Raw genomic sequence first — 24,560 nt, forward strand, 5'->3', positions numbered from 1 at the left:
AATTAAAAAAGGGATTAGCGTTTAAATTTATTTCTTTTTTGGACCCTCTTCGTTCTCAATAATTTCCACTTTTTTTCTTTTTAAATCCTTTTTCGTGTTTGTAACTATCAAGCTATCATTAGACAATAAAGCAGCTGTGTTTTTCTTTCTCCAGTCGAACACATTGGTATTTAAATCCTGTTTTAAGTTGTGAGATACCTCATAGTTAAAAGAAGATTGCAAAAACTTTTGACAGCGTTCCTTAAAGACTTCTTGGCAAGCTGCCTTATTTAAATCCATTATAAGATGTTCAGAAGTAGAATCCTTTAAATCAACTAGTCGCTCTGCCTCTTCTTTTTTAAACCAAGCGACTAGCTCTTTATCATTACTAATATCCAAGGGATAAAAGCCAAATTTATTGTAAACAGCTAATGAGTCAGTTGTGGGATATACTGCCAAATCGGTTCGTCCGCTATGTACAAAAAAATCCAGCGCATAAAATATCATTAAATTGGCTAGCCCTTTTCCTCGGTATTTTTTATCGACAAATACACTAAATAATTGTGATACTGGGTTTTGGGAGTCTTTGGTTAGTTTTAACTCACAAAAGCCGATAATTTTTTTATTTTCTCTTAGAACCAGCATTAGATCACATCTATCATTATTTTCTCGTAACCATTTTCCATTATTTTCAAATAATTTTCTTGCTTGAGGACATTGTTCGTCCTCTTCAAGATACATTTCTGCCATTGCATCGTCTTGTGTTACATAATCCATAAAGTCAGTAAAATCATTTGAATTAGGGTAGTCAAGGACGAATTTCTCTTCAGAAGATTGAGTTATCTCATCCAACTTTTCTTGCATTAGGTTTTACCCCCTCTTAGAAAAAATATCGGCTTATATAAAATATAACAAATGGCATAATATTAACCAGGAATATATCTTTTACGCAAAACACTGAGGGACGGCCAGTGCAATCGTGGGCCCTGAACAGGCCGCGACACATCAGCGGTAATATTAATTTACCAACATACCCTAATTCGAAAAAAATAAATGGAGTCAAGACTAGTTTTTTATTATTTATTTGTTAAGATAATCAGCCCGAAGCTATTTCTTTTATCCACAAACCTGTGGATATCTTTTCTATAGTAGATTTCTTCTTCACTATCCCAGAGCTTAATTTTCTTGACACACCTTATGGAGAAAGGCTTTTGGCTTTGTATTTTGATTTTCATTCACAGCTGTTATCCACAAATTCAGTGGATAACTCTGTGCATACACTGTCGAATAGCATATGGAGAAAGGGGCTTTTATAACTGTTTAGGGTTTCTACAATCGGGCCTAATTGATCAGTTGTACAGTCCGCAGATTGAATTTTCCTGCATTGATCGCTGATAGTTAATATCCTTTATGCCGCATAATAGAAAAACTTAAACTGATTATTGTTTCTCCGCACAAAAGCAATTGTAATAAGATCAAGGCTAGGAATGAAAAAGAGGTAGAAAATAGGGGGGCATTCATAAAAACAGCGAAATTAAATAATATGCCTGATAAAGAGACTGCGGCGATAGCTCCCCACCAACCAAGTCTGAGACTAATAATGAAGGTTATCAAAACATTGACTAGGGCAAATAAAATAGCAGTACTTGGAGTAGAGCTAAAACTAAAGGCAATGGTAGAAAAAACTAAAAGAATGTAAAGCGAAAGCTGCTCTTTAGTCATCTGTTTTATAGACTTATATTGTGGAAAATAAGCGTCCCAGCTGATCATTGCTAAAGAAAATATAAGTATTCCGTTAAAATTAGCCAGCCACCATTGTAGCCCAATTTGAATGGGTAGCTCTGTTGGGTGCATGGATGGATAGCAGATAACAAGCAGCAAACTACTAACTAGACCTGTTAGCATGGCAGTGTATAAGATAAATTTAATAAACTCGTTCAGCTGATGAAAAATAAGGGTGGGGTTAAGAAGGTAGCGATAATTAAACCAAAGTAGCAATAAGGCTTGTACAGTGAGTAAACTTGCGCAGCCTAACGCTAAGAAAAAATTAGCTGTTGCAAGGTAGTAAGCAAAAAAATTGCCTAAGACAATTCCTGGCAGGACACTCAATCCACGTAAAAAAAGATAGGCGCAAGCAGTTCCAGTAGCGAACCATAAGGGGAAGGGATTTAAAGACAAGGTACTGAGGTTCAAACCGCCATACTGGATAAAAAATACCAGAATGTTTACCATAACTAATCGTTGCAACGATAATTTTTTAAATTGCTGGTTCAGTTGAGGCTGTATTATTTCCGAATTCTGCTTAACAATGGTCATCATTTGATGCCATTTACTTGGGTGGGATTCTAAGAGCGACTTTTGTAAACCCATAAGAAGGTACCTGCTACAATGATCTTTCGAGCGTTTTCAACAGAACCCAGTATCAATGATACTGATACACTATGCCAACATTATTTAACTATTTTATATCATGAGGTTCAGCAAAAAAATCCTATTATAACCGGTAACCTTTGTGAAACCTACGGTGAGATTCTCTATCCCAGCGTTAATAAATTATTATCAGCCATTCAACTTTCCGATGCCGATGTATTCGTTGATTACGGTTCAGGTGTTGGGAAAATGTTAATACAAGTTTTTTTAAAGACTGTAGTCAAAGAAGCCTATGGCATCGAAATTGTTCCAGAACTACATCAGCAAGCTTTAAATGCGGCTCAAAGACTGCAGCAGGAGTTACCTGATTTTTATCAAAATAATCGAAAATTAACCTTTTGGTTGGGCAATTTTTTAGAGATTCCTATACCCTCTGCGACAGTGGCTATAATAGTTTCAACCTGTTTCTCCCAGCCGTTGTTGAACGCTTTAGGAAAAATCATTGAAGCCACTCCAAGCATCCATACCGTATTATCTTTACGGCCTGTCAGTACCTTGCAACGTCTTCCCTTTAAAAAAGCAATTGCTGTTGAATGTTCCTGGGACAGTGCCTTATGTTATATCTATAGTACTAAGACGGTCACTTAATGCGATAATTCCCCATTACTATCCACAAATTCTGTGGATAACTGTGTGTATTGCCTGATAATGATTGTGTACTACTCGCTAAGATTTATGAAGGAAAGCTGTTTTAGCTATATCTTGGCGGGCTGAATTTAACTACAATAGATCTTTTACAAAGTTAAACCAATTATGTTTAAGCCACTGGCATTTTTTATCGGATTACGTTACACACGTGCAAAGAAACGAAATCATTTCGTTTCTTTTATTTCCTTAAGTTCCATGCTGGGCATCGGACTTGGAGTCATGGTATTGGTTACCGTACTCTCCGTGATGAATGGTTTTGATGAAGAAATCCACAAACGCTTTTTTGGCATGGCGCCGGAAATTACCGTGAGTGGAAGGGATGGCAAAATTGCTGATTGGCAAAATTTGCAAAATCAGCTCAAAAGCACTCCAGGCGTTGTCGCAGTTGCTCCTTATATCGGTGGTCAAGGGTTGTTAACTCACGAAGGTCAGGTCTTACCTATCGTTCTTACTGGCATCGATCCACAGGAAGAACAGGCTATTACTCATATCCAAGATAAGCTGCTTATGGGTGATATTGCTGATCTCCAACATTTTGGTATTCTTCTTGGTCGCAGTCTTGCCGATAGCTTGGGGGTTATGGTTGGCGATAAAGTAACAATTATGATTCCTCAAGCCACAGTCACTCCTACAGGAATGATTCCGCGCTTTAAACGGTTCACAGTGGCAGGAGTATTTTCAGCCGGTAGTGGTTTTAATTTTGATGCCAAACTTGCGTTTATTAACTTGGAAGATGCGCAAAAATTAACACAAATAGGTAATAATATTACCGGCCTCAAAATGAAAATAAAAAATATCTATGATGCACCTAAAATTTCTGAGCAATTAGCAGACAAATTAGGTGAGCAATATGAAGTGGGTAACTGGACACAGCAATTTGGTCCGTTTTTCCATGCGGTTAAATTGGAAAAAACAATGATGTTTCTTATCCTACTGCTGATCATTGCTGTAGCAGCATTTAATTTGGTTTCATCCTTAGTGATGGTCGTGAACGACAAACAATCTGAAATTGCTATTTTAAGAACGATTGGTGCAACTCCTTCCACAATTCTTTGGATCTTTATTGTACAAGGCATGATGGTCGGTGTAGTCGGCACTATACTCGGTTTAATAGGAGGTCTAATCCTCGCCTCAAACGCAACCTCAATCGTTAATTTCCTACAATCGATTTTTCATACGCAATTGTTATCCTCGAATGTTTATTTTGTCGATTATTTACCATCGAAGATTATGATCAGCGATTTATGGATAATTTGTGCTGTAGCCTTGTTGATGAGTTTTGTTGCGACTATTTATCCGGCTTGGCGCGCCTCAAAAACTGTAATCGCGGAGGCCCTACATTATGAGTGATATTATTTTTGATTGCCAAAATCTAAGCAAAACTTATCATGATGGAACCGAGTCGATTGATGTTTTAAAAGGAATTAATTTAACGATTAAACGTGGGGAACGAATTGCGATTATTGGGCCTTCAGGCTCAGGTAAAAGTACTTTGTTGCATTTATTAGGTGGTTTGGATAAACCGACCTCTGGACAATTATTTACGCAAGATGTTAACTGGCATACGCTTTCCGAAAAACAGCGCTGTAGGTTGCGTAACAAGGAATTGGGTTTTGTTTATCAATTTCACCATCTGTTGCCGGAGTTTAGTGCTTTAGAAAATGTGTGCATGCCTTTGCTATTAGGAAATCAATCCGTAGCGGAGGCCCAAACGAGAGCACAGAAAATCTTAGAACAAGTCGGATTGGCACATCGATTAGAGCATAAACCCGCACAGTTATCAGGTGGCGAACGACAGCGGGTAGCAATCGCAAGAGCCTTGGTTCATCAGCCCCATTGTGTGTTGGCAGATGAGCCGACTGGTAATTTGGATAATACAACGGCTGCTAAAGTGTTTGATCTGATGCTTGATTTGAATGAGCATTTAAGCACTGCTTTGGTGATTGTAACCCATGATCAACAATTGGCAGGGAGAATGGATAGAATATTGACTATTCAAGACGGGAATTTAGCGTGATTGAGATGTTGCAGCGGATTTAACCCGAAGCGGGCTGAGTGTGGGTTGAACAAAGGCCCAACCTACACCGCGAATCCATCTATTAATAATCTGCATGCCCAGGAGTACGGGGGAAAGGAATCACATCGCGCACGTTGTTCACTCCCGTTACATAACTAATCAGCCGCTCAAAGCCTAGACCAAAGCCGGCATGAGGTACTGTACCGTAGCGACGTAGATCTCTATACCATTGATAGCTTTCTTTGTTTAAATTACACTCATCCATGCGTTGATCAAGGATTTCTAAGCGCTCTTCACGTTGGCTGCCACCAATGATCTCCCCGATTCCTGGGGCTAAGACATCCATCGCAGCAACGGTGTTGCCGTCGTCATTCAAGCGCATGTAAAATCCCTTGATATCTTTCGGGTAGTCGGTGAGGATAACTGGTTTTTTGCAAAGTTCTTCAGCAAGATAGCGCTCGTGTTCAGATTGCAAATCAAGCCCCCAACTGACAGGAAACTCAAATTTATGACTGGTATTTTCTAACGCTTTGATTGCATCAGTGTAAGACATGATTTCGAAGTCCGAGGCAACTATATGTTCTAAGCGTTCGATACAACCCGGTGCTACGAACTCATTAAAAAAGTTCATATCATCAGCACGCTCATCCAAAACGGTTTTACACAAATGACGTAACATCGTTTGGCTGAGTTCGCAAATATCATTTAGGGTTGCGAAGGCAATTTCAGGTTCGACCATCCAGAATTCAGCTAAATGTCTGCTAGTATTTGAGTTTTCAGCGCGGAAAGTAGGGCCGAAAGTATAAACTTTTGACATGGCTAGGCAATAAGCTTCCACATTTAATTGGCCTGAGACGGTTAAGAACGCTTCGCGCCCAAAGAAGTCTTTTGAAAAATCAATTTGTCCCTGCGGCGTTTTTGGGAGATTAAATAGGTTCAGAGTGCTTACCCTAAACATTTCCCCTGCGCCTTCGCAATCGCTGGCTGTAATAATGGGAGTATGAACCCAAAAATAACCGCGGTCGCTGAAAAATTGATGAATCGCCTGGGCTAAGCAATGGCGAACTCGGGTTACTGCGCTAATGGTGTTCGTTCTTGGACGAAGATGGGCGACTTCACGCAAAAATTCCAAAGTATGGCGTTTTGCTTGGATGGGGTAGCTGTCTGGATTGTCTACCCAGCCGATGACTTCAATCGATTCCGCTTGAATTTCAAAGGCTTGGCCTTTGCCTTGTGATGCAACCAGTTTACCACTGGCAATAATGGCGCAACCGGCTGTTAATTTAATAATTTCTTGGTGATAATTCGCTAAACTGTCAGTCGCTACGATTTGGATGGGTGAAAAACAAGAGCCATCATGTAAACTGATAAAAGATAAACCTGCTTTTGAATCGCGACGAGTTTTTATCCAACCACGGACGGTGACTCTTTGATCAACCGCAATTTCACCACCTAAGCATTGTTTTACTGTATAGACTTCTGTCATGATGTACTCCAAAACTTAATAAGCTGCTGTCCTCGTTTATATCACATATAATGAAAACGATGATAAAAACTTTGGATAATACACTAAATCAGATCACTGGGGGAACATATGCTGCGTGGAGTGTTAGGTTTTTTTGCATTGATGCTGTCGTTTTACACATTTGCAGAGGATACGGAGTTAAAGTTATATCGCCCTTTTGGGAATGGAACACCAGTCGTTATAAAAGAAGTCATTCCTGGTCAATGCTGGCAGCAATCGCAGCGCATTAAGCGGGAAGATGCTTGGCGTTGTGTAGCGGCAAATAAGGTTTACGATCCCTGTTTTGTCAAAGAATATGGTACCCATAAAGAAGCAGTCTGTCCTCAATCCCCTTGGCTTGGTGATAGTGTACAAATTAATTTATCCACCCCAGTCGATAATAGCCAAAATGTCGCTTTAGATATGGCCGAAGCTTATCCTTGGGCCATCGAATTAACTTCTGGAGAAAAATGCCAGGCTGTCGATGATGGTGAAATTTATGATGGTATGAAAGTTCACTATCAATGCAATAGTCAAACTGTCTTAATCGGAAGCGTTCAACGTTGCCAAGCAAAATGGAGTATTTTGCAACGTACTCCCAGTGGAATTTCGACCGCTTTAGTGGCAAAAGCGTGGTTTTAGCTAGCATATAAGATTTTTTTAAGTCATAATGCGCATAATTTGAATAAATTAATATTTTGTTAATAATTCCACAATAAAATCAACGAAAATAAATCAGGCTTAGAGTCATATGAAAATTAGAGAATTGGAGCGTTGGTTAACTGAATTAAGAAATTTAAATTTAAGAAATAAACGCTTACAAGAAGAAATTGACAATTTGCATTTGCTCTTAATACCTCCTTATAGACGCGATAATATTGCTAAAATAGAGGAAGGATTAAACCATATAATAGAAATAGCCGACCCTTATTTGCCTAAAGAAAATCTTTTAGCATTATCTGAAATGAAACAGCCTTTTGAAAAGGTTCTTTACCCGGAAAATGTGACTGCGGGTATGATGCTGGAAAACATTAGGAAAGACGAATGGAAAGAAGAGATTAATAATGAAAAAAAAATGGAGTTGAAAACAGCAATTGAGAATCATAAAGTTAAACTAAATGGTATATTCAGCCGATATAATCCATTTTTAAAATCTCCCGCCGCAAAAATTCAAGCGCTTGAGGTGCTTGAAGATTATCTCAACAGACCCCAAGAATTGGCTCCAAATGCTCAATCAATTCATGAGCTCATTGAGGCTTGGAAAAGCGCCAGCTTACCTCCAAAAGACGAGCTTATCGAAAAGGATGAAAATCACTCTCCGAAAGAAAGCGAAAGCTTTGCAGTAATAATAGGTAAGCATCGGAACATCTTTTTTAATGAGACACGTAATATAAATACGTCCACTCAAGATTTCCTCGACTCAATTGATAAGGACTATGGAAGCACGGTACTAGTAAGCGGACTTCAATAAATTCAAATAAAAAATTGTTGAAAGGGGGAGTGATAGAACAATCACTTCTACTTTCTTCTTAACCTTATGAAAAACATAAAGAAACAATCTCCCCATCATCGACTATAATTTATTTACAAACCTCGTTAAAGGAAGAACAAAATGATCCACACCTTTCTTCATGCTCTCATTATTGCGCAAATTGCAGGGTTGTATCTTCTTATCATGTCCATCATCATGTTAGTCAGACGAGACACTTATCGCCAATTTGTGGCGCATTTAAAGCCTAGTTCGGGTCTGATTATTATGACCGCCTCGTTTGCTCTAATTATCGGTTTGTTCATAATCGTCATTCATAATCGCTGGGTATTCGAGCCTGATGTAGTCATTACGCTTCTAGGCTGGATAATTACGATTAAGTCGATTTTGTGGCTAGCCATTCCCGAGCAAATGCTAGCATTTACGAGAGGCTTGTATCGAAGTAATTGGTATTACGTCTTTATTGTTATCCTGGCACTCATTGGAATTTTCCTTATTTTGAAAGGTTTTTATCCGTTCATGTATTAAGCAATTCATTGAGTAGCTTGATATTGTTGTTCTGGGGCGGCATCTTTAAAAGGCTCCAGAGCACAGCAATAATTATAAATCTCATTAATGAGAGGATAGTTTTCCATTGGAAAACGAAAACGGTGAGCATTATAAACCTGCGGAATAAGGCAGATATCTGCTAGACTAACTTCACTGCCATAGCAGACTTTATTTTTATGTGGCATGGCCTGCAAACGACTTTCTAGAGCATCAAAGCCTTGTTTTATCCAGTGATGATACCAAGCAGTCACTTGTTGCTCGTTGGCGTTAAATTCATTTCGTAACTGCTCCAAAACTCTCAGATTATTAATTGGATGAATGTCACAGGCAATCATAAGCGCCATACTTCTCACCTGTGCGCGTCCAAGAGGGGTTGGGGGCAAAAGTGGCGGGCTGGGGCTGATTTCTTCCAGATATTCAATAATGGCTACGGATTGACTAATGATATGACCATTTTCATTCAAAGTAGGGACTAATCCCTGAGGATTGAGTTTTAGGTAATCGGGATGATGATGCTCGCCGCCATTGTTAATCAAGTGGACTGCTAAAGTTTCATAACTAATATTTTTGATATTCAGCGCGATGCGCACTCGATAACTCGCAGAAGAGCGATAATAGTCGTAGAGTTTCACTTTTTAACCTTTATAGTTAGTCAGAGTTTGCTTAATAGCTCCAAAATAAGATTGTCCCTCGGGACCGAGCATTTCAATACAGATGCGATCACCATAACGCATAAATTCTGTTTTCGCTTTCCCCTCGGCAAGAATTTCCAGCATGCGTTTTTCTGCAATACAGGATGAACCTTTACTTTGATCTTTGTTTGAAACTGTTCCTGAGCCAATAATGCTGCCAGCAGCCAAATGCCTTGTTTTGGCAGCGTGGGCAATTAATTCAGGAAAGGAAAAGGTCATATCGATGCCCGCATCCGGTTGGCCAAATAATTCATCATTAAAATAACTCAATAAGGGAAGATGAACGCGCAGGCCATCCCAGTGGTCTCCTAATTCATCAGGAGTAATGGCAACAGGAGAAAAACTACTAGCAGGTTTAGATTGAAAAAATCCAAATCCTCTGCCAATTTCTGCGGGAATGAGATTGCGGAGCGAAACATCATTCACCAGCATTAATAATTTAATATGCTGGGCTGCATTTTTGCTACTGATACCCATGGGAACATCGTCAGTGATGATTGCTACTTCGGCCTCAAAATCAACACCGTAGGCTTCATCCGCAACCTCAATAGGATCATTAGGCCCTAAAAAACTATCAGAACCACCTTGATACATAAGGGGAATAGTCCAAAAATCTGCAGGCATCTCTGCGCCGCGCGCTTTTCGCACCAGTTCGACATGATTGACATAAGCGCTACCGTCTGCCCATTGGTAGGCACGGGGTAGGGGGGCTGTTACTTGGTTCGAGTCAAAAGGAAAGCAATGCTCTACCTGGCCTTGGTTTAAAGCAAGATAGACTTCATTGAGTCTTCCCTCTGTTTTATCCCAATGATCTAAAGCTTCTTGCATGGTACGGGCAATATAATCGACTTTGGTACACCTTGTTAAATCACGATTGACCACATAAAGTTCACCATCGCGGGAGGTAACAGATTTCTTACTAGCTAGTTTCATATTTGTTCCTAAAATAACCGTACGGATTGAGTCCTTCGAGAGGTCCAGAATGCGCGGAATGTTACGCCATCTCGAAGACCCACAGTTGCTTTTAATTTGGTTGTAAAGTACCCCGTTTGATCTGATCACGCTCAATGGCTTCAAACAGAGCTTGGAAATTACCTTCGCCAAAACCTTGATTTCCGTGGCGTTGAATAATTTCGAAAAATACCGGGCCAAAAATATTTTCAGTGAAAATTTGTAATAATAATCCTTTTTTCGGATCTTTTTCGCCGTCGATTAAAATTCGTTCTTGCCGTAATTTCTCTAGCGGCTCTTTATGCCAAGGAATGCGATCCCCGATCATTTCATAATAGGTGTCAGGAACATCTAGAAACGCAACGCCTTGCTGTCTTAAGCGATTAACTGTCTTGTAAATATCATCGCTATTTAAGGCCACATGCTGAATGCCTTCACCCTTGTATTCATGTAAGAATTCTTCGATTTGTGATTTATCGTCTTTCGATTCATTTAAGGGTATTTTAATTTTATCGCAGGGGCTGGCTAAGGCTCTACTGATCAATCCAGTCATTTTACCCACGATATTGAAAAATCGAATTTCCCGGAAATTAAAAATGGATTCATAAAAACAGGCCCATTTATCCATATTGCCGCGGAAAACATTATGGGTTAGATGATCAATAAAAGTAATCCCACAGCCCTGCTGTGCTTGTGATGTCGATGGAGTGTTTTGCCATTGATTAGCAAAGGGTTGGTGCTGGTCATCAACAAAATAAATGACGCTTCCACCAATGGCTTCAATAGCCAGCAAACCATGATCAGCATGTTGGCAATCTTGAAAAGGAGTTGCACCATGTTGGATAGCATGGTTATAAGCCTGATTGGCATCTTTTACGCGAAAGCCCATCGCACAGGCACCTGCGCCATGAGTTTTGGCATGTTCTTGTGCTTGACAATTACTGGCCGCATTAACAATGAATTGAATACCCGCTTGTTGATAGAGACTAATATTTTGGTATTTATGTTTGCCAATCTCATTAAAACCCAGTCCAATAAATTCTTTATCTAAAAAAGTCCTGTCGGGGCCGGAGAATTCCAGAAATGCAAACCCGTCTAATCCACAGGGATTGTTAGCAGCGTTCTCGTTCATTAACTCACTCCTTGTTGGCCTTTAGCAAATATCGAGAGAACTTAGGCTAAAGACGTGGTTTAACCAAAAATAATCCATCAGCTATTGCCAGAAGACTGATATCGACTCGCTCATCCTCTTTGAGAAAGGCATTCAAACGACGAATTTCTCGAGTTTGCCCGCCAGTTACTTGCGCATCAATTACTTTACCACCCCAAAAAATGTTGTCTATGGCAATTAATCCTCGAGGGCTAATTAATTGCAATGCTAATTCATAATAATTCATGTAATTTGTTTTATCAGCATCAATGAAAATGAAATCGAATTGATGTTTATAGCCTTCTTCCAATAAATGATGAAGTGAATCTAAAGCCGGTGCCAAACGTAATTTTATTTTTTTATCTTGCTTTGCCTGACGCCAAAAAGGTTGCGCTACGGCAGTCCATTCGGTATTGATATCGCAGGTGATCAATTCCCCATCGTCGGGTAAAGCCAGGGCCATTGCTAATGCACTATAACCAGTGAAGGTGCCCAGCTCTAAAACCTTTTTAGCACCGATGAGGCGAATTAGAAATTGCATAAACTGCGCTTGCTCAGGCGCAACCTGCATGATAGCAAGTCGCATTTTTGCCGTCTCTTCGCGTAAAGCATTTAAAATGGAATCCTCACGCAGGGAGATATCAAGCATGTAATCATACAAAGCGGGAGTGAGACTTAAATGTTTCATTGTGAGGCCTCAAAATTTCTTGCGCTAATCGTGGGTTGATTAGCGCTGATTTTGTCAATGCTTACTGCTAGCTTGGCAGCGGTGCAAGACCTAATTTTTCTTGAGCTAAGGTGTCAGCAATCTCGCTAGCTGGGAGATTTTCACGCATTGAGCGAGTAAATATCGCTAATAGAGAGGTATGAATACCATCAATTTGCTGATTAATTAAATGCTCAGGAGTATGTAGGTATTTGCTCGCAGCAAAAATTAAACCGCCGGCATTGAGCACATAATCGGCGGCGTAAAGAATTCCTTTTTCATGCAATAATTGACCATGGTAACTGTGAGCTAATTGATTATTAGCTGCTCCTGCAATGATTGAAGTTTGCAATTGGCCAATGGTGATATCGTTGATAATCGCTCCAAGTGCACAAGGAGCAAAGACATCACAAGGGACTTTATGAATTAACTCAGTCGATACAACCTCTGCCCCAAACTCTTTTGCTGCTCGCTCCACATTAGCGGTTTTGATATCGGCAACAGTGAGTCTAGCGCCTAGTTCATGGAGATGTGAGGCAAGTAGATAACCTACATGGCCAAGACCTTGAATCGCGACATGTAAACCTTCTAAGCTAGGCTTGCCTAATTTAAACTCCACAGCAGCTTGAATGCCTCGCAGCACTCCTTTTGCAGTCGAAGGGGAGGGGTCGCCATTGTAACTGGATAAACTAGCAACGTAAGGTGTATGTTGCGCGATAATATCCATATCGCTTAACTGGGTACCACTATCAAGAGCCGTGATGTAGCGGCCATTTAAATCATTCACAAACTTACCAAAAGAATGTAAATAAGCTTCCCGGTTAAACGGTTTATTTGGTTTAATAATGACGGCTTTACCGCCGCCAAGTGGCAGATTCACGGAAGCTGCTTTAAAACTCATTCCCCTTGCTAAACGCATGGCATCATTAATCGCGCTGATCGTGCTTGGATATTCTATAAAACGACAGCCGCCTAGCGCTGGCCCTAGTTTGGTGCTATGAACAGCCACGATAGCTTTCATTCCCGTCTCGGGATCGACTTTAAAATGCAGATCACCAAATCCGTGCATCATGGCATAATCGAGGAAATCTTCTTGTACAATAAGTGCCTCATTCGTTTTTATTTGTTCAACAGACTTCATTAATAAAGCTCCGGTGGAAATTCATGTTCACCAGTTATAAATCCATTCCCGATTGAAAGCAATGCAGTTGAAGGCAAAAATTAGATCGTAATAATTCCTTTAGATATCTCAAGTATAATTCATAGAAGCATTGGAAGCCCTCGCAGCCTAGTGTAAACTGCCTTTAGTTTATATAGGAGATAATGATGAGAAAACGAGCTGCAGTCCTGATGCTAGCGGCATTAAGTCCATTGTCAAATGCTGCTAATTTCCCTCACAAAACCCAGTTAGATAAGGTTGTATTTCAAGTTTCTGCTAAGCAATGGGTGACAACCCAATCAGCATTATTAACCGTTAACATCAATGCAACCTTAACCAATGCCGATTTGGTAAAGGCGCGTGCAGAGATTATGAATAATTTAAATAAGATTGCTACAGGCCAATGGCAATTGACGCAGTTTGATCGTTCCCAAGATAGTTCCGGGCTTGAAAAATTATACGTGGCTGCCCAGGCAAGGGTGCCCCAGGCCAGTTTGACCGACATTTATCAAAATGCCAAAAATGTGAGCAAGCCTGGTGCGACCTACGACATTAATGGTGTGGAGTTTAAACCAAGTCTCGAAGAGACACAGCAAGTAAAGGCACAGCTACGAGAATATTTATACCAACAAATTAACAGCGAATTGAACCGCTTGGACAAAACTTACACCAGTCAAAATTACAGTGTTAACCGCATCTATTTTTTTGAAGGTGATCAGCTAGTGCCTATGGCAAAAGCTTATCAACCGCGAGAAATGAACACGATGGCTATCACCGCCGCAGCGACACCTGCGCCTGCAGTGTCTGTCAGTAATGAATTGATCATGAATGCGATTGTCGAGTTAGCCTCAAATCGTCAAGAGGAAAATGCTGGTGCAAGTAATTGAACGAATAATTGGCCATCGAGGAGCCTCAGCCTACGCACCGGAAAATACGATTGCGGCCTTCGACCGAGCGTTGGCAATGGGATGCAGATATTTAGAGTTTGATGTCATGCTAAGTGCCGATGGCGAGCCATTTGTTTTTCACGACGAAATGCTTAAAAGAACAACAAATGGTCAGGGCGAAATTGGTTTAGTGACTGCCGAATATTTACAAAGTTTGGACGCTGGCGGTTGGTTTTCCAAGCGTTTTCGTGGCGAAAAGATTCCTCATTTTCGTGAAGCGTTGCAGTGGCTAACTTTTTCGGATGTCAGAGCCAATATTGAAATAAAACCCTACCCTGGAACATCTGAGCAGACGACCGTTGCTGTTCTTTCACATATTAATCGATATTGGCCCCAGAATAAGCCTTTACCGCTGATTTCAAGTTTCGATTTGGCTGCCCTGACTTTATGTCGTAGCCTGGCACCGGAAATGCCCATCGGCTTACTTCTTGATGAGTGGGATAAAGATTGGTTAGTAAAAGCAAAGGAATTGCAATGCTATTCCGTTCATTTCAATAAACGAGCACTCTCTGCCGCCCGCGCACGGCAAATTAAAGAACAGGGTTATCTGCTTTTTGTTTATACTGTCAATCGCCGACGGCAGGCTAAAAAACTTTTTGATTGGGGTGTCGACGCAGTGTTCAGTGATTATCCTGATCTCATCTCATGAAACGCCTTACCCTTTTATTGTTACTGCAGTTTTTCTTTACAATCCTCCAAGCGAAGCCTGTCGAACTCGTCCTGTGGCATTCGCTTGCCGGACAATTAGGCGAAGAGATTAATCAATTAGTTGACTATTTCAACCAAAATCAGCCCGATTATGTGGTCAAACTCGTTTATAAAGGCGAATATACGGAGTCGCTGACCAGTTTTGCAGCCGCGTTTCGCGCTAAGCAACCACCGGCAATGGTACAAGTTTTTGAAGTCGGTACGGCGACGATGCTTTATCCTAAAGGCATTATCAAACCCGTTCAAAAGCTGATGCAAGAGCAAGAACTATCTTTACCCGTAGACAGTTTTTTACCGGCGGTACGTGCGTTTTATAGCGAAGCTAATCGTCTGCTTGCGATGCCATTTAATACTTCGATTCCTGTTATTTTTTATAATGCAGATGCGCTAGCAAAAGTCGGGTACAGCGAAAAAAACTTTCCTCGTACTTGGGATGAAATGGAGATTTTAGCCGAGAAATTAAACCGTGCAGGCTATCCTTGTGTGTACACCTCGGCTTATCCAGGTTGGATACAAATAGAGTCTTTCTCGGCTATTCATGGTTTAGCAATGATAGACAGTCATCCAACTCGAGCTGTTTATAATAATAAGGCGATTGTGGGGCATCTTGAACGTTTAAAAAAATGGCAGAAAAACCATTATTTCGAGTACGGTGGTAGGGCAAGTGATGCCACTGTTTTATTCACCAGCGGTCGTTGTGCTTTATTTAGTCAGTCATCAGGAAGCCATAATAGTTTAGCCGATCTGGTTAAATTTCGATTGGGGGCGGCGCTAATGCCACTCGATACGCAGGTGAGCCAACAGCGCTACAATAATGTAGCTGGTGGTGCTGCGCTTTGGGCTGTATCTGGACAATCAACGTCCGTCTACCGAGGTATCGCGCAATTTTTTTCCTATCTTGCCCAACCTGAAACACAGCAACACTGGCATCAAAAAACGGGCTATTTACCCTTGGGAACAACAGGGGTTTATGCGGTTGCGGACAAAGATAAAAATCATCCTATTCTTGCACTTGCCCAAGCTGATCTAGGGAGCCAACGTGACGAGCAAGTGCGCCTACATATCGGACCGCAAAATCAAATCAGAACAATTAATGACGAAGCCTTAGAAGCCATTTTTGCGGGACTTAAAACACCCCAACAAGCCATGGAGGAGGCTGTTTCGCGAGCAAATTATGCTTTATTACGCTTTGCTCGTAATACAGGCGATAAGAGCTAGGATAGTTTGTAACGGTTTTAAGAAGGTGAACTCCCGCGAAAATGTAGCGGGACATAGGGATGGAGTTCAACTCTGTGACAATAAAAATTTAATATTTTCTTAATAAAAAGTGATTATATTAATCTCACTTAAATTTTTAGGCATTTCTATGACTAGTTCTTTTCGAGAAACCGATCTTCAAGCTTGCCTTGCTGCCATCGATGCAATTCCAAGCTCTGAGCTTAAGTATTATTTATTGCTTGCCTATCATTCCATAAAAAATGCAGATGCCGATAAATATCAGAATTTTCTCGATGAACTCATCCTCTTCAGCCAAAAATTGACTGAATTTCTAAATCCGGAAAGCGAGACCATAGCCCCAACCCTATTGGAAGAGATGCAGCAATCTTATCAAAGATTAGGTGATTTTTCTAAAACGAACAGCGTTTCTATTAAAATTGGCTACGCGCTAATTGATGTTGGTGCTGTGCTCCTTGCTGTGTTGACTGGTGTACTTGGCGGTATTATTGGCGGTGTAGCTGGGTTAGGCAGAGCTTTATTTACTTTTTCTAATCCTTTACGCCATTTTGCGGATGGGCTTATATTGGGCCTCGCTTTTGGCGGAGCAATTGGTTTTAGAGCACCTAAAAAAATATTCAAAGATGAATTATCAAGACAATTAAAATTTTGTTTGAATCACATCGATAGCTGTATGCAGGATCTGCAAGCACAGATCATAAAACCGCTGCCTTTTTATAGGGAACAGGTAAAAGGACGGCTTTTAAGGGATTGTTTTAATGGAGACCCAGATGCTTATGGGCAATTTTTAGGTGAACAATGTGAGTTCAAAATTGTAAGCCTGAATGCTCGGTTTATCAGCCCAAATCTAGAGCGCTATATAGGCCAACATTCTTGCATTGCTTTTTCATTACCAGGTCAGGAAGAGCAGGAGCTCATAGAATTTTCACTGGGTAAATCTGATGTGGAAAATCGCGAACTAACACAGGAAGACCTGCGATCAGTCACGGGTGAAAAGCTTGTTGAGATGATGGCTTTACATCAACAACTGCTAGTCACCCAAACCTGTACTTATGGATATGTCTTTACCAAAATGAAGTCAGGTGAAAATGATTGTTTACGCTATGTGGAAAAAATTTTGGTGGGCACTGGCCAGGAGACCACTACTGTTAAACGCTTTAGCGGTAAAGAAAATTGGATAGGAAGAAACATAGTCGGCTTTTTTGTGGAAAAACTGAGTCCTTTTAGCCAAGATGTTTTACAACCAAGCCTTGCTGTTCCACCCAGGCTAGAATAGGATAAAGAATTTCTCATTTATAAAACAATGAGCTAGTTGATGAAAGGACTCAAAAAAATAGATTTTCAACAACATCCTATTCTGTTGCTTTCACTGCTCACCTGTTTTGCTTTTTTTGTCAGATATTTTTTTGCTTTTCAAGAGCTGGCTTATCTCGATCGTTTATTTATTCCTGACGATGCTTATTATATATTGAGTATCAGTCGATCGATGGTTGCGGGTTTAGGACCTAGTGTTGATGGCGTGCAACTGACGAATGGGTTTCAACCGTTAATTTCTTTTTTTCAAACAGCTATTTTTCTATTAGGTTTTAAAGGCGATCAGGCTGTTAGTCTTGCTGTATATTTGACTGCTTTTTGGGGCGGGATATCAACATTTGTTTTAGGGTATTTGCTGATGATTTTAAGCAGTATCCGTGCAGCGTTTTTTGGTTCAGTTTTATGGATATTTTGCCCCATAATTATTCAAAATGACTTAAATGGGATGGAAACGTCACTTGCTGGATTTCTAAATTTATTAACTATTTTGCTAGTGCTGCTAATCGATAAAAAACTAACTTATCTACGCTTATTAATTCTGGGAGTTATTTGTGGGTTAGCCTATTTAGCTCGTGCAGATAGCTGTTTTTTGCTGATAGTCATCGGCCTTTTTGCGTTGCTACGCTGGGGATTTCATGCCAGTCTTTTTTTTGTGGCAATTGCGGTGCTTGTTGTTTTGCCTTGGTGGATATATTCCTATGCTCATTTTGCGACAATCATCCCCGAAAGTGTCCAAGCTATCAAACAACTTGTTAATTATATTCATCGATCAACTCAGTTTAATACGCTTGCGTCGCTCTATTCACTCATTGAATGGTTCCCATTTTTTAAATGCTTAGCCCTCACCGCTTGCTTAGGGATTATTATAACTTTTTATATAATCGCCAAAGGTGCTTGTCGTGCAGGTTTAATGGCTTATATTTTGGTTCCAAGCATCGCATTGCAATGGATTTTCTATACTTTTTATTTGCCGGCATTTTGGTTTTTTACTCGTTATTATTATTTTATTTATTCAGTCATTCTTATCTTGCTAGCACTCCTTCTTGATGCAAAAAAAGATAGTCAAGCGCAACGAAGATCACTGGCTTTTCTTTTGCTGATTTTATTGGCTTTTTGTATTTACTTATCGCAATTTTTAGGCAAGCCTCAACGTACCAAAGCAGCGGACATTTCTAGTTTAAAAGGCTATCGCGATGTTGCTTTAGAGCTAATCGCCCATCTTGCTCCGGGCGATAGAATAGGGGCTTTTCAGAGTGGTGCCTTGAGTTATTATGCCCCTGCGTCAGTGCGGGTTATTAATCTTGATGGCGTAGTCAATGCGGAGGCGGCAAAGGCTTTTAAAACTAAGACCATGAAAAATTATGTTGATTCCCAACATATGAATCGTTTTGCTGATTGGGAATATAATGCTTATCTGTTTAAAGATCTGTATGGCGCTCCTTTTCCTGCAGGCTGTTTTAATACAATCTATGAGACGCAAAAACAAGGGAGTCAGCGATTTACATTGCGAAATTATAATCCAAAATGCAAGTTCCAATAAGGGACTGCCAAACTTCTTTGTCACCGAGATTCTTCGCAACCTTTAAGACTAAATACTAATTATCTCTTCTAAAGGCTGCTCCATTGCTGCTGTTTTAATCTCATTGATTGCTTGTGAGCCTACTGACGGGGATTTAAAAACGCCAAAGGCAGTCAAACCGCCTATTAGTGCGCCACAGCCTCCACTCACAGTGACTAGAGTGACAGCAGCGGCGGAACCTGTCGCAATACCGGTTAGCAAGGCAAAGGGCCCGGACCATGCCCCGAAGGCACAACCTATTGCAAAGCCTACAGCAAAAGCAAAAAGAGAGACAAGAACTGCTGCCACAATACCCTCAATTGCATTGGCTACTTTTGATGGTTGCTCGTCTAAGATATCATGGCATTTTTTAGCAAAAGTCTCGAGAGCTTGATCTTTAGCTAAATAATAAGGATTCCGAAGATCATAGATTAGTTCATTGGCTTGTTCCCCTAGTTGAGTCAATTGAACTTCTGATAAATCCAGTTCTTCCAGTATTGAAATAAAATGATCAATTGCTTGGTATAGGCTTGAATCACGCGGTAATTTATTTCTAGCTTTTTCTAAAAGAAAAGTGGCGGGTTTCTCTTGTTGAATAGGAAATGATTGAAGTTGACCAACTAGTTTATTTAAATCTTCATTATTTTCGGCTGCAAAGCTGATAGGCTCGGCAAGACCTTCGAAACCTTGCTCTTGAAGCCGAACTTGTATTGTTCTATGGATTGAGGAAATAAGCTTTTCAGGATCGTCTTCGCATTGGTCTTTCTTTGTTCCCACCAAAACTATGGGCGCATCAGGGTTCTCTATTCTAAATTGGCTAAGCTCTTCTACTATTTTCTCTACATCATAAGGTACCGACAAATCAACGCAATAAAGAGCTATGTCTGCTGGAGTATAATAGAGAGAACTTAATCTCCTCTCGAGACGTCGATTAATAGTCCATATGCTCCATTGGTTTGAAAAACCATACTCTGCAAACTGCATAAATTGTGAATTATCATCTGAGCGGGAAGATAAATTAACAGGAATCTCAGGGTGAGTTAGTCGCTTGCTAAGTGTTGATTTACCCGATTTTTGGTTACCAAGAAGAACAATTTGAATAGGCATGAGTCTAATTTTAAACGTACAGGTTGCGCGATTATAATACATTTGGGATTAATAAAATAGGGATTTTTTTTATTCATGCCAAAGCAACTGTGGTTGGCTGCTTGGCACGAGGGCGCTAGTTAGCTGTTATTCCCGCGATGGCAGGGATTGTGCCTTTATTAAAACTATTAATTCCCAAGGATAAAGCCTAGCTCTGAATAAGCACTACAAAGGCTTCATAAACGAATGCAAATCAGGCTTTTGTTGTAAGCGGTATTGGTAAACCGCATAAAAGGCAATAATATTTTTTAAATAATTACGGGTTTCATGCCAGGGCAGGGTATCTATCCAAATATCCATTTCTTTAGGAGGATGATTTTTAAGCCAATAATTGACTTGGGTTGGTCCTGCATTATAAGCAGCAGCGACTAGAACCGGATGTTGATTATAACGAGTGGTTAATTGTTTTAGGTATGCGACACCGATATTAATATTTTTCTGTGAGGAAAAAAGTTGATCTTTGTTGTTGTAAGCAATTTTTTCACGTTTTGCGACCACTGAAGCGGTGTTTGGCATGACCTGCATTAAACCTCTGGCTCCAGCAGGGGAGACAACATCTTCACGAAAGCCACTTTCCTGGCGAATAATGGCGTAGATGAGTTCTGCTGGAACATGATAGTTTTTTGCATATTCTTTGACTGTCCCATAATAAATAATGGGGAAACGAAGCATTAATTGATTATTTAATTCTTCTGCACTACTTAGATAGACTGACTTGCCGTACCATTGAAGTCCTGTCGCTACCCAATAAATAAGAGCACTTTTTTCTTCTTTTGGCAGTTCACTGATAAAGTCGTTCAATAATCTAGACGCTTGCAATGATTGTTTAGAGTAATACAGCGCTTTAATAGTATCGGTAAAAGGTTGATAGGGTTTCAGTACAGCTAAATCGTTTACAGGCTTCTCATTTTCAAAGTTTGGCGTTTTATTCAAGCGCATACTGGCTAGGAAACCATAGTAATGCCTATTTTGGGCAATGGTTTGGTAGAGCGCTTTAGCCTTGGCTGTCTCGCCTTTTGCTTCCAGCGCCCTGGCTAGCCAATATTGCCAGCAAGGCTTGTCTTTATCGGGCGAATGATTCACCAAAAGCTCAACTTGATCCCACTGTTGATGTTTAAGATTAAAGCGAATCTGCCAATCAAGAATTGCTTCCGTATAAAAAATTGGTTTGATCTTAGCAAACCAGAGGGGTTCGTCTTCATGGCCACGCATTGCCTTATATAAAACAAGCTGAATAAGGAAAGCTTGTTGTTGGGCTTCATTGAGAAATTGCTTGGTTTTATTGTCCTGCCAAAAGCGTAGGGCTTGATCCATTTTTGTCGAGATCATGCGCTTTAAACCAAACAAGTAAAAATAATCATGAAGTTCGCCTGGTTCGAGTTGGGCAATACGGGCAGGATTGTGATAAATCGCCATTAATAATTGCTCATCGCGAAGGCGGGGTTGTTTGTATAATTTTAATAAATAGCGTGCTAGGCCAATATTTCGACTTTCTAAAGCAAGAATGATGCGTTGAGTGATTAAATGTTCATCAAAACCATCCTTTTTTACCATTAAATCAAACAGCAGATTGCAAGTCAGAGGCTGTGAATTACCAGAGAGCCATAATAATCGAGTTGTCTTCAACGCTTCGTCTATTCTGCCTTCATTGAAATTGGCAATCTGCGCGAAGCATTGCAAATTAATATCCGTTGAAGGTCGATAGTACTTAGAAAAACTAGCCCAATCTTTTTGGCGAGCTAATTGATACAACCATTTTTCACGTAATTTTGTTGCTAGTGGGCTGTCGCTATCAATGAAAGCAAAAAAATCGGCCCCAGGCTGCGGCGGTAGATTTTGGCTCCATTGTGTATAAGCCATAAAGCGATCTAAGTAGGCCTGCCCAGAAATTGCATAAGATGCCGTAGATATGCTCAGAACTAATAGTATTAATAATATTTTTTTCATAGCCTGTTATCGACAAAGTCATCGCTCTACTTTAGTAAATGCTGGAAGGGAACGGTTGCATTAGGGACATCATGCGATACATCGTAACAGCTCACTTCGTCCGTCATCCCGAGTGTAGCTCACCCAAACGTCATCCTGAGCTTAAAACGTTCAGGACGGACAAGCTGAGCTATCACTTATTTTAGGGCCAAATTTGCACGCATGGTTTTAATCGTTTTCGCATAATCATCGCTAGAAAATATAGCAGAACCAGCAACAAACTCAGAGGCACCTGCCTTGGCTAGTTGGGCAATGTTGTCTGTGTTGACTCCCCCATCGACAGCAATAGGCAGCTTGGTATATTTTTCTTTGATGAGCTTGATTTTATCGATGACTTCAGGAATTAAAGTTTGACCGCCAAAACCTGGATTAACTGTCATCACTAGGACAAAATCTAAGCGATGAATAGACCATTGCAGACAATCGATGGAGGTTGCTGGATTAAGCACTAATCCTGCTTTACAGCCCTGTTGGCGAATCAATTGCAAGCTGCGATCCACATGAATAGTGGCATTCGGATGAATGCTGATGCGATGAGCCCCGGCTTTAGCAAATTGCACAATTAATTCGTCAACAGGGCAAGTCATTAAATGAACATCAATTTCATACTGGGGAAAGCGTTTGTGCAAAGCCTGGCAAATTGGCGGACCAAAGGTTAAATTGGGCACATAATGGTTATCCATGACATCAAAATGAACCATGTCTGCACCAGCTTCCATTACCGCAAAAACTTCATCCCCCAGCCTTGTCATATCGGCTGAGAGCAATGAAGGGGCAATTAAGTATGTCATAGAGTTCTTTATCTATCCCTAGTCAGAAAAGAAATAATTAAAATTCAGGTTGAGTGTATGGGTTTGCAACCGTGAATGAATGTCCGATAGTGATTTGGTGGTTATGTAACGATAATCAAGGCCAATCGACAGATCATCGGAGCTATAATAGCTAATACCTAGAATAACTTGACCCACAGGCGAGCTTTCACTGTTTTTGGAACTAACGCTAAAAACTTGGGGGAAAAGATAAGGAACAGTATAGGTAACGGTGTTGCGCAGATAAGAATAACCTACCCCTAAACCAACATAAGGCACCCAGGTTGGATCCATTTCTTCATCATAAAAATCGTAATAACCGTTAATAATTCCTGCACCCAAAATGCTTTGCCCCCCTAAACGTACTGGATTAGTAAAGGATACATGCCGTGAAATGGAGGCACCAGCGACTTTGACATTCGACAGAGGGGAATAATTGAATAATAATTCACCTTCGGCACGAAAATTACAAATGCGATAGCCAAGGTGCCCGCTGAAATTACCGCCTACCCTATAGTTAATTGTTCCGCTAGTTAAAAGCGACAAAGACACAGTTGGATTAAACCCAAAAGGGATAGGTACTCTAGTCCTATAGTTATTGAGGATTGAATTGGCAACGACAGGGTTAGCAGTCATATTATAGTTATTATTAATAGCAATAAAAGGCAAAGGATTTGGTGCAGAAGCACGAACGCTGGAGGTATAACTTGCACCACCCATTAATCCCAAATACCAACCTTCAGCTGGAGTTGCTGCAAAAACAGAGTTCGTTAAGAATAGGCTAGCTAAGGCGAATTTACTCGAACGTTTCATGTTGTTCCCTTACTTATAGTTGTATTCATTAAAGCGATACACCACACCGACACTAGCTAAATTAGCCTGCAAAACTTTACCTAGCGCACCTATCCGCGTCGAGCCAATATAGCGATAAGCGAGATTAAGCGCATAGTTTTCGGTAAAATTGTAAGTTAAACCAGCTGTTGCTTGATAAACAAAAGCGCTGCTAGAGCTTGAATAGTGAAGATCTCGAAAAAGTGGATTTTGAAAAACAGTTGGATTACGGAAGAAAAAATTAGGATTTTCAAAAAAATGACGATTGTGATTAAAGTCATTACTAAAATGAATTCCAAACCAACCAAAACCGATACCCGCGCCCAGGAAAGGGGCAATACAGGGAACCATTTCAGGAAAATCGTAATAAAGATTAGCTATACCAGTCACGGTATTGGTTTGCCCATTGACATCCCGAACCCGCAATACGTTTTGAACTGCGAAGGGGAATAGACCGAAACGAAAGGAATTGACTGTTGTTCGCATGTAGGTGACTTCACCTTCATAACGCCAATGATTAGTTTGATAACCAAAACGGCCGCCGGCATTAAAACCATTGTTATAAACCGCATGGGTAAATTTAATACGATTATGGAATTTGCTTAAGTTGTCGGGGATATAAGTGTATCCTCCAAAAAAGCTACCATATAAGCCATCAATCGGAGTTGCAGCCGTTGCTAGACTAGATGCAAGCAACATGCTCGAAAAAAATGCAATTCTCATGAAATACCTTGTTATTATTATTTTGCAA

The 24,560-nt window shown here is 40.4% G+C and carries 24 protein-coding genes; 11 read left to right on the forward strand and 13 right to left on the reverse strand.

Annotation, left to right across the window (positions count from 1 at the left end; translation table 11 throughout):
* Window positions 1–27 precede the first annotated feature (27 nt).
* Together Lnau_RS04180 and Lnau_RS04185 are read right to left on the reverse strand one after the other, a co-directional pair.
* Window positions 28–843 carry a GNAT family N-acetyltransferase gene (locus Lnau_RS04180; protein WP_058503893.1) on the reverse strand — a complete coding sequence of 272 codons (816 nt, stop codon included), beginning with the start codon at window positions 841–843 and terminating at the stop codon, window positions 28–30.
* A gap of 534 nt (window positions 844–1,377) precedes the next feature.
* On the reverse strand, window positions 1,378–2,349 hold the full coding sequence (locus Lnau_RS04185) for an MASE1 domain-containing protein (protein WP_058503894.1): 972 nt from the start codon (window positions 2,347–2,349) through the stop codon (window positions 1,378–1,380).
* Between the two features lie 18 nt (window positions 2,350–2,367).
* Between Lnau_RS04185 and Lnau_RS04190 the strand changes: the two genes are divergently transcribed.
* From Lnau_RS04190 to lolD, 3 genes are all read left to right on the forward strand, one after another.
* Window positions 2,368–2,997, forward strand: coding sequence for a class I SAM-dependent methyltransferase (locus Lnau_RS04190; protein ID WP_058503895.1), 630 nt, complete (start codon window positions 2,368–2,370; stop codon window positions 2,995–2,997).
* Between the two features lie 165 nt (window positions 2,998–3,162).
* Window positions 3,163–4,407: a lipoprotein-releasing ABC transporter permease subunit gene (locus Lnau_RS04195; protein ID WP_058503896.1), complete on the forward strand. Its 1,245-nt coding sequence runs from the start codon at window positions 3,163–3,165 to the stop codon at window positions 4,405–4,407.
* On the forward strand, window positions 4,400–5,074 hold the full coding sequence (gene lolD / locus Lnau_RS04200; RefSeq protein WP_058503897.1) for a lipoprotein-releasing ABC transporter ATP-binding protein LolD: 675 nt from the start codon (window positions 4,400–4,402) through the stop codon (window positions 5,072–5,074). Before Lnau_RS04195 ends, lolD begins: the two co-directional genes overlap by 8 nt.
* Before the next feature lie 82 nt (window positions 5,075–5,156).
* Here lolD and asnS read toward each other — a convergent pair whose 3' ends face one another.
* Entirely contained in the window at window positions 5,157–6,560 is a 1,404-nt protein-coding gene (asnS, locus tag Lnau_RS04205) for an asparagine--tRNA ligase (protein ID WP_058503898.1), read from the reverse strand.
* Between the two features lie 108 nt (window positions 6,561–6,668).
* Between asnS and Lnau_RS04210 the strand changes: the two genes are divergently transcribed.
* The 3 genes from Lnau_RS04210 (at window position 6,669) to Lnau_RS04220 (ending at window position 8,595) form a co-directional block, all read left to right on the forward strand.
* The gene (locus tag Lnau_RS04210) at window positions 6,669–7,220 is read left to right on the forward strand and encodes a hypothetical protein (RefSeq protein ID WP_058503899.1); all 552 of its coding nucleotides are present in this window, start codon (window positions 6,669–6,671) and stop codon (window positions 7,218–7,220) included.
* Between the two features lie 109 nt (window positions 7,221–7,329).
* Window positions 7,330–8,049 (forward strand): hypothetical protein, encoded by a 720-nt coding sequence (locus tag Lnau_RS04215; RefSeq protein ID WP_058503900.1) that lies wholly within the window; start codon window positions 7,330–7,332, stop codon window positions 8,047–8,049.
* A gap of 141 nt (window positions 8,050–8,190) precedes the next feature.
* Entirely contained in the window at window positions 8,191–8,595 is a 405-nt protein-coding gene (locus tag Lnau_RS04220) for a hypothetical protein (protein WP_058503901.1), read from the forward strand.
* Window positions 8,596–8,600: 5 nt separating this feature from the next.
* Here the strand turns inward: Lnau_RS04220 and maiA are convergent, their stop codons facing one another.
* The 5 genes from maiA to Lnau_RS04245 all read right to left on the reverse strand — a co-directional run bounded on the left by maiA (window position 8,601) and on the right by Lnau_RS04245 (window position 13,256).
* Window positions 8,601–9,248 (reverse strand): maleylacetoacetate isomerase, encoded by a 648-nt coding sequence (gene maiA, locus Lnau_RS04225; protein ID WP_058503902.1) that lies wholly within the window; start codon window positions 9,246–9,248, stop codon window positions 8,601–8,603.
* Window positions 9,249–9,251: 3 nt separating this feature from the next.
* Complete coding sequence (locus Lnau_RS04230; protein ID WP_058503903.1) at window positions 9,252–10,241, reverse strand: fumarylacetoacetate hydrolase family protein; 990 nt, start codon at window positions 10,239–10,241, stop codon at window positions 9,252–9,254.
* Between the two features lie 91 nt (window positions 10,242–10,332).
* Window positions 10,333–11,391 (reverse strand): 4-hydroxyphenylpyruvate dioxygenase, encoded by a 1,059-nt coding sequence (gene hppD / locus Lnau_RS04235; RefSeq protein ID WP_058503904.1) that lies wholly within the window; start codon window positions 11,389–11,391, stop codon window positions 10,333–10,335.
* Between the two features lie 46 nt (window positions 11,392–11,437).
* On the reverse strand, window positions 11,438–12,097 hold the full coding sequence (locus tag Lnau_RS04240) for a class I SAM-dependent methyltransferase (protein ID WP_058503905.1): 660 nt from the start codon (window positions 12,095–12,097) through the stop codon (window positions 11,438–11,440).
* 67 nt (window positions 12,098–12,164) lie between these two features.
* Entirely contained in the window at window positions 12,165–13,256 is a 1,092-nt protein-coding gene (locus tag Lnau_RS04245; protein WP_058503906.1) for a Glu/Leu/Phe/Val dehydrogenase family protein, read from the reverse strand.
* A 185-nt stretch (window positions 13,257–13,441) separates the two neighbouring features.
* Here Lnau_RS04245 and Lnau_RS04250 point away from each other — a divergent pair, with 185 nt between their 5' ends.
* The 5 genes from Lnau_RS04250 to Lnau_RS04270 all read left to right on the forward strand — a co-directional run bounded on the left by Lnau_RS04250 (window position 13,442) and on the right by Lnau_RS04270 (window position 19,019).
* Window positions 13,442–14,161, forward strand: coding sequence for a hypothetical protein (locus Lnau_RS04250; protein WP_058503907.1), 720 nt, complete (start codon window positions 13,442–13,444; stop codon window positions 14,159–14,161).
* Window positions 14,142–14,870 carry a glycerophosphodiester phosphodiesterase gene (gene ugpQ / locus Lnau_RS04255; RefSeq protein WP_058503908.1) on the forward strand — a complete coding sequence of 243 codons (729 nt, stop codon included), beginning with the start codon at window positions 14,142–14,144 and terminating at the stop codon, window positions 14,868–14,870. Before Lnau_RS04250 ends, ugpQ begins: the two co-directional genes overlap by 20 nt.
* Complete coding sequence (locus Lnau_RS04260) at window positions 14,867–16,147, forward strand: extracellular solute-binding protein (protein WP_058503909.1); 1,281 nt, start codon at window positions 14,867–14,869, stop codon at window positions 16,145–16,147. The genes ugpQ and Lnau_RS04260 overlap by 4 nt, the downstream gene beginning before the upstream one ends.
* Window positions 16,148–16,295: 148 nt before the next feature.
* The gene (locus Lnau_RS04265; RefSeq protein ID WP_058503910.1) at window positions 16,296–17,441 is read left to right on the forward strand and encodes a hypothetical protein; all 1,146 of its coding nucleotides are present in this window, start codon (window positions 16,296–16,298) and stop codon (window positions 17,439–17,441) included.
* A gap of 39 nt (window positions 17,442–17,480) precedes the next feature.
* Complete coding sequence (locus Lnau_RS04270) at window positions 17,481–19,019, forward strand: hypothetical protein (protein WP_058503911.1); 1,539 nt, start codon at window positions 17,481–17,483, stop codon at window positions 19,017–19,019.
* A 48-nt stretch (window positions 19,020–19,067) separates the two neighbouring features.
* Here the strand turns inward: Lnau_RS04270 and Lnau_RS04275 are convergent, their stop codons facing one another.
* The 5 genes from Lnau_RS04275 to Lnau_RS04295 all read right to left on the reverse strand — a co-directional run bounded on the left by Lnau_RS04275 (window position 19,068) and on the right by Lnau_RS04295 (window position 24,532).
* Window positions 19,068–20,144, reverse strand: coding sequence for a GTPase domain-containing protein (locus Lnau_RS04275; protein WP_162263179.1), 1,077 nt, complete (start codon window positions 20,142–20,144; stop codon window positions 19,068–19,070).
* Between the two features lie 204 nt (window positions 20,145–20,348).
* Entirely contained in the window at window positions 20,349–22,130 is a 1,782-nt protein-coding gene (locus tag Lnau_RS04280; RefSeq protein WP_058503913.1) for a lytic transglycosylase domain-containing protein, read from the reverse strand.
* 176 nt (window positions 22,131–22,306) lie between these two features.
* Window positions 22,307–22,960 carry a ribulose-phosphate 3-epimerase gene (gene rpe, locus Lnau_RS04285; RefSeq protein ID WP_058503914.1) on the reverse strand — a complete coding sequence of 218 codons (654 nt, stop codon included), beginning with the start codon at window positions 22,958–22,960 and terminating at the stop codon, window positions 22,307–22,309.
* An 18-nt stretch (window positions 22,961–22,978) separates the two neighbouring features.
* Window positions 22,979–23,791 carry an outer membrane protein gene (locus Lnau_RS04290; RefSeq protein WP_058503915.1) on the reverse strand — a complete coding sequence of 271 codons (813 nt, stop codon included), beginning with the start codon at window positions 23,789–23,791 and terminating at the stop codon, window positions 22,979–22,981.
* Window positions 23,792–23,800: 9 nt separating this feature from the next.
* Window positions 23,801–24,532 carry an outer membrane protein gene (locus tag Lnau_RS04295; RefSeq protein WP_065240240.1) on the reverse strand — a complete coding sequence of 244 codons (732 nt, stop codon included), beginning with the start codon at window positions 24,530–24,532 and terminating at the stop codon, window positions 23,801–23,803.
* Window positions 24,533–24,560: the final 28 nt, after the last annotated feature.

This window comes from Legionella nautarum (genome assembly GCF_001467895.1).
Lineage (GTDB): Bacteria > Pseudomonadota > Gammaproteobacteria > Legionellales > Legionellaceae > Tatlockia > Tatlockia nautarum.

What these genes read in the sequence shown, in the direction of transcription:
- Lnau_RS04250 (WP_058503907.1), top strand. Translation starts at nt 13,442, where the DNA reads ATGAGAAAACGAGCTGCAGTCCTGATGCTAGCGGCATTAAGTCCATTG.
- Lnau_RS04215 (WP_058503900.1), top strand. Translation starts at nt 7,330, where the DNA reads ATGAAAATTAGAGAATTGGAGCGTTGGTTAACTGAATTAAGAAATTTA.
- Lnau_RS04270 (WP_058503911.1), top strand. Translation starts at nt 17,481, where the DNA reads ATGAAAGGACTCAAAAAAATAGATTTTCAACAACATCCTATTCTGTTG.
- Lnau_RS04240 (WP_058503905.1), bottom strand. Translation starts at nt 12,097, where the DNA reads ATGAAACATTTAAGTCTCACTCCCGCTTTGTATGATTACATGCTTGAT.
- Lnau_RS04280 (WP_058503913.1), bottom strand. Translation starts at nt 22,130, where the DNA reads ATGAAAAAAATATTATTAATACTATTAGTTCTGAGCATATCTACGGCA.
- ugpQ (WP_058503908.1), top strand. Translation starts at nt 14,142, where the DNA reads ATGCTGGTGCAAGTAATTGAACGAATAATTGGCCATCGAGGAGCCTCA.
- Lnau_RS04190 (WP_058503895.1), top strand. Translation starts at nt 2,368, where the DNA reads ATGATCTTTCGAGCGTTTTCAACAGAACCCAGTATCAATGATACTGAT.
- asnS (WP_058503898.1), bottom strand. Translation starts at nt 6,560, where the DNA reads ATGACAGAAGTCTATACAGTAAAACAATGCTTAGGTGGTGAAATTGCG.
- Lnau_RS04275 (WP_162263179.1), bottom strand. Translation starts at nt 20,144, where the DNA reads ATGCCTATTCAAATTGTTCTTCTTGGTAACCAAAAATCGGGTAAATCA.
- Lnau_RS04295 (WP_065240240.1), bottom strand. Translation starts at nt 24,532, where the DNA reads ATGAGAATTGCATTTTTTTCGAGCATGTTGCTTGCATCTAGTCTAGCA.
- Lnau_RS04220 (WP_058503901.1), top strand. Translation starts at nt 8,191, where the DNA reads ATGATCCACACCTTTCTTCATGCTCTCATTATTGCGCAAATTGCAGGG.
- Lnau_RS04265 (WP_058503910.1), top strand. Translation starts at nt 16,296, where the DNA reads ATGACTAGTTCTTTTCGAGAAACCGATCTTCAAGCTTGCCTTGCTGCC.
- Lnau_RS04290 (WP_058503915.1), bottom strand. Translation starts at nt 23,791, where the DNA reads ATGAAACGTTCGAGTAAATTCGCCTTAGCTAGCCTATTCTTAACGAAC.
- Lnau_RS04180 (WP_058503893.1), bottom strand. Translation starts at nt 843, where the DNA reads ATGCAAGAAAAGTTGGATGAGATAACTCAATCTTCTGAAGAGAAATTC.
- Lnau_RS04210 (WP_058503899.1), top strand. Translation starts at nt 6,669, where the DNA reads ATGCTGCGTGGAGTGTTAGGTTTTTTTGCATTGATGCTGTCGTTTTAC.
- rpe (WP_058503914.1), bottom strand. Translation starts at nt 22,960, where the DNA reads ATGACATACTTAATTGCCCCTTCATTGCTCTCAGCCGATATGACAAGG.
- Lnau_RS04195 (WP_058503896.1), top strand. Translation starts at nt 3,163, where the DNA reads ATGTTTAAGCCACTGGCATTTTTTATCGGATTACGTTACACACGTGCA.
- Lnau_RS04185 (WP_058503894.1), bottom strand. Translation starts at nt 2,349, where the DNA reads ATGGGTTTACAAAAGTCGCTCTTAGAATCCCACCCAAGTAAATGGCAT.
- hppD (WP_058503904.1), bottom strand. Translation starts at nt 11,391, where the DNA reads ATGAACGAGAACGCTGCTAACAATCCCTGTGGATTAGACGGGTTTGCA.
- Lnau_RS04230 (WP_058503903.1), bottom strand. Translation starts at nt 10,241, where the DNA reads ATGAAACTAGCTAGTAAGAAATCTGTTACCTCCCGCGATGGTGAACTT.
- lolD (WP_058503897.1), top strand. Translation starts at nt 4,400, where the DNA reads ATGAGTGATATTATTTTTGATTGCCAAAATCTAAGCAAAACTTATCAT.
- Lnau_RS04245 (WP_058503906.1), bottom strand. Translation starts at nt 13,256, where the DNA reads ATGAAGTCTGTTGAACAAATAAAAACGAATGAGGCACTTATTGTACAA.
- Lnau_RS04260 (WP_058503909.1), top strand. Translation starts at nt 14,867, where the DNA reads ATGAAACGCCTTACCCTTTTATTGTTACTGCAGTTTTTCTTTACAATC.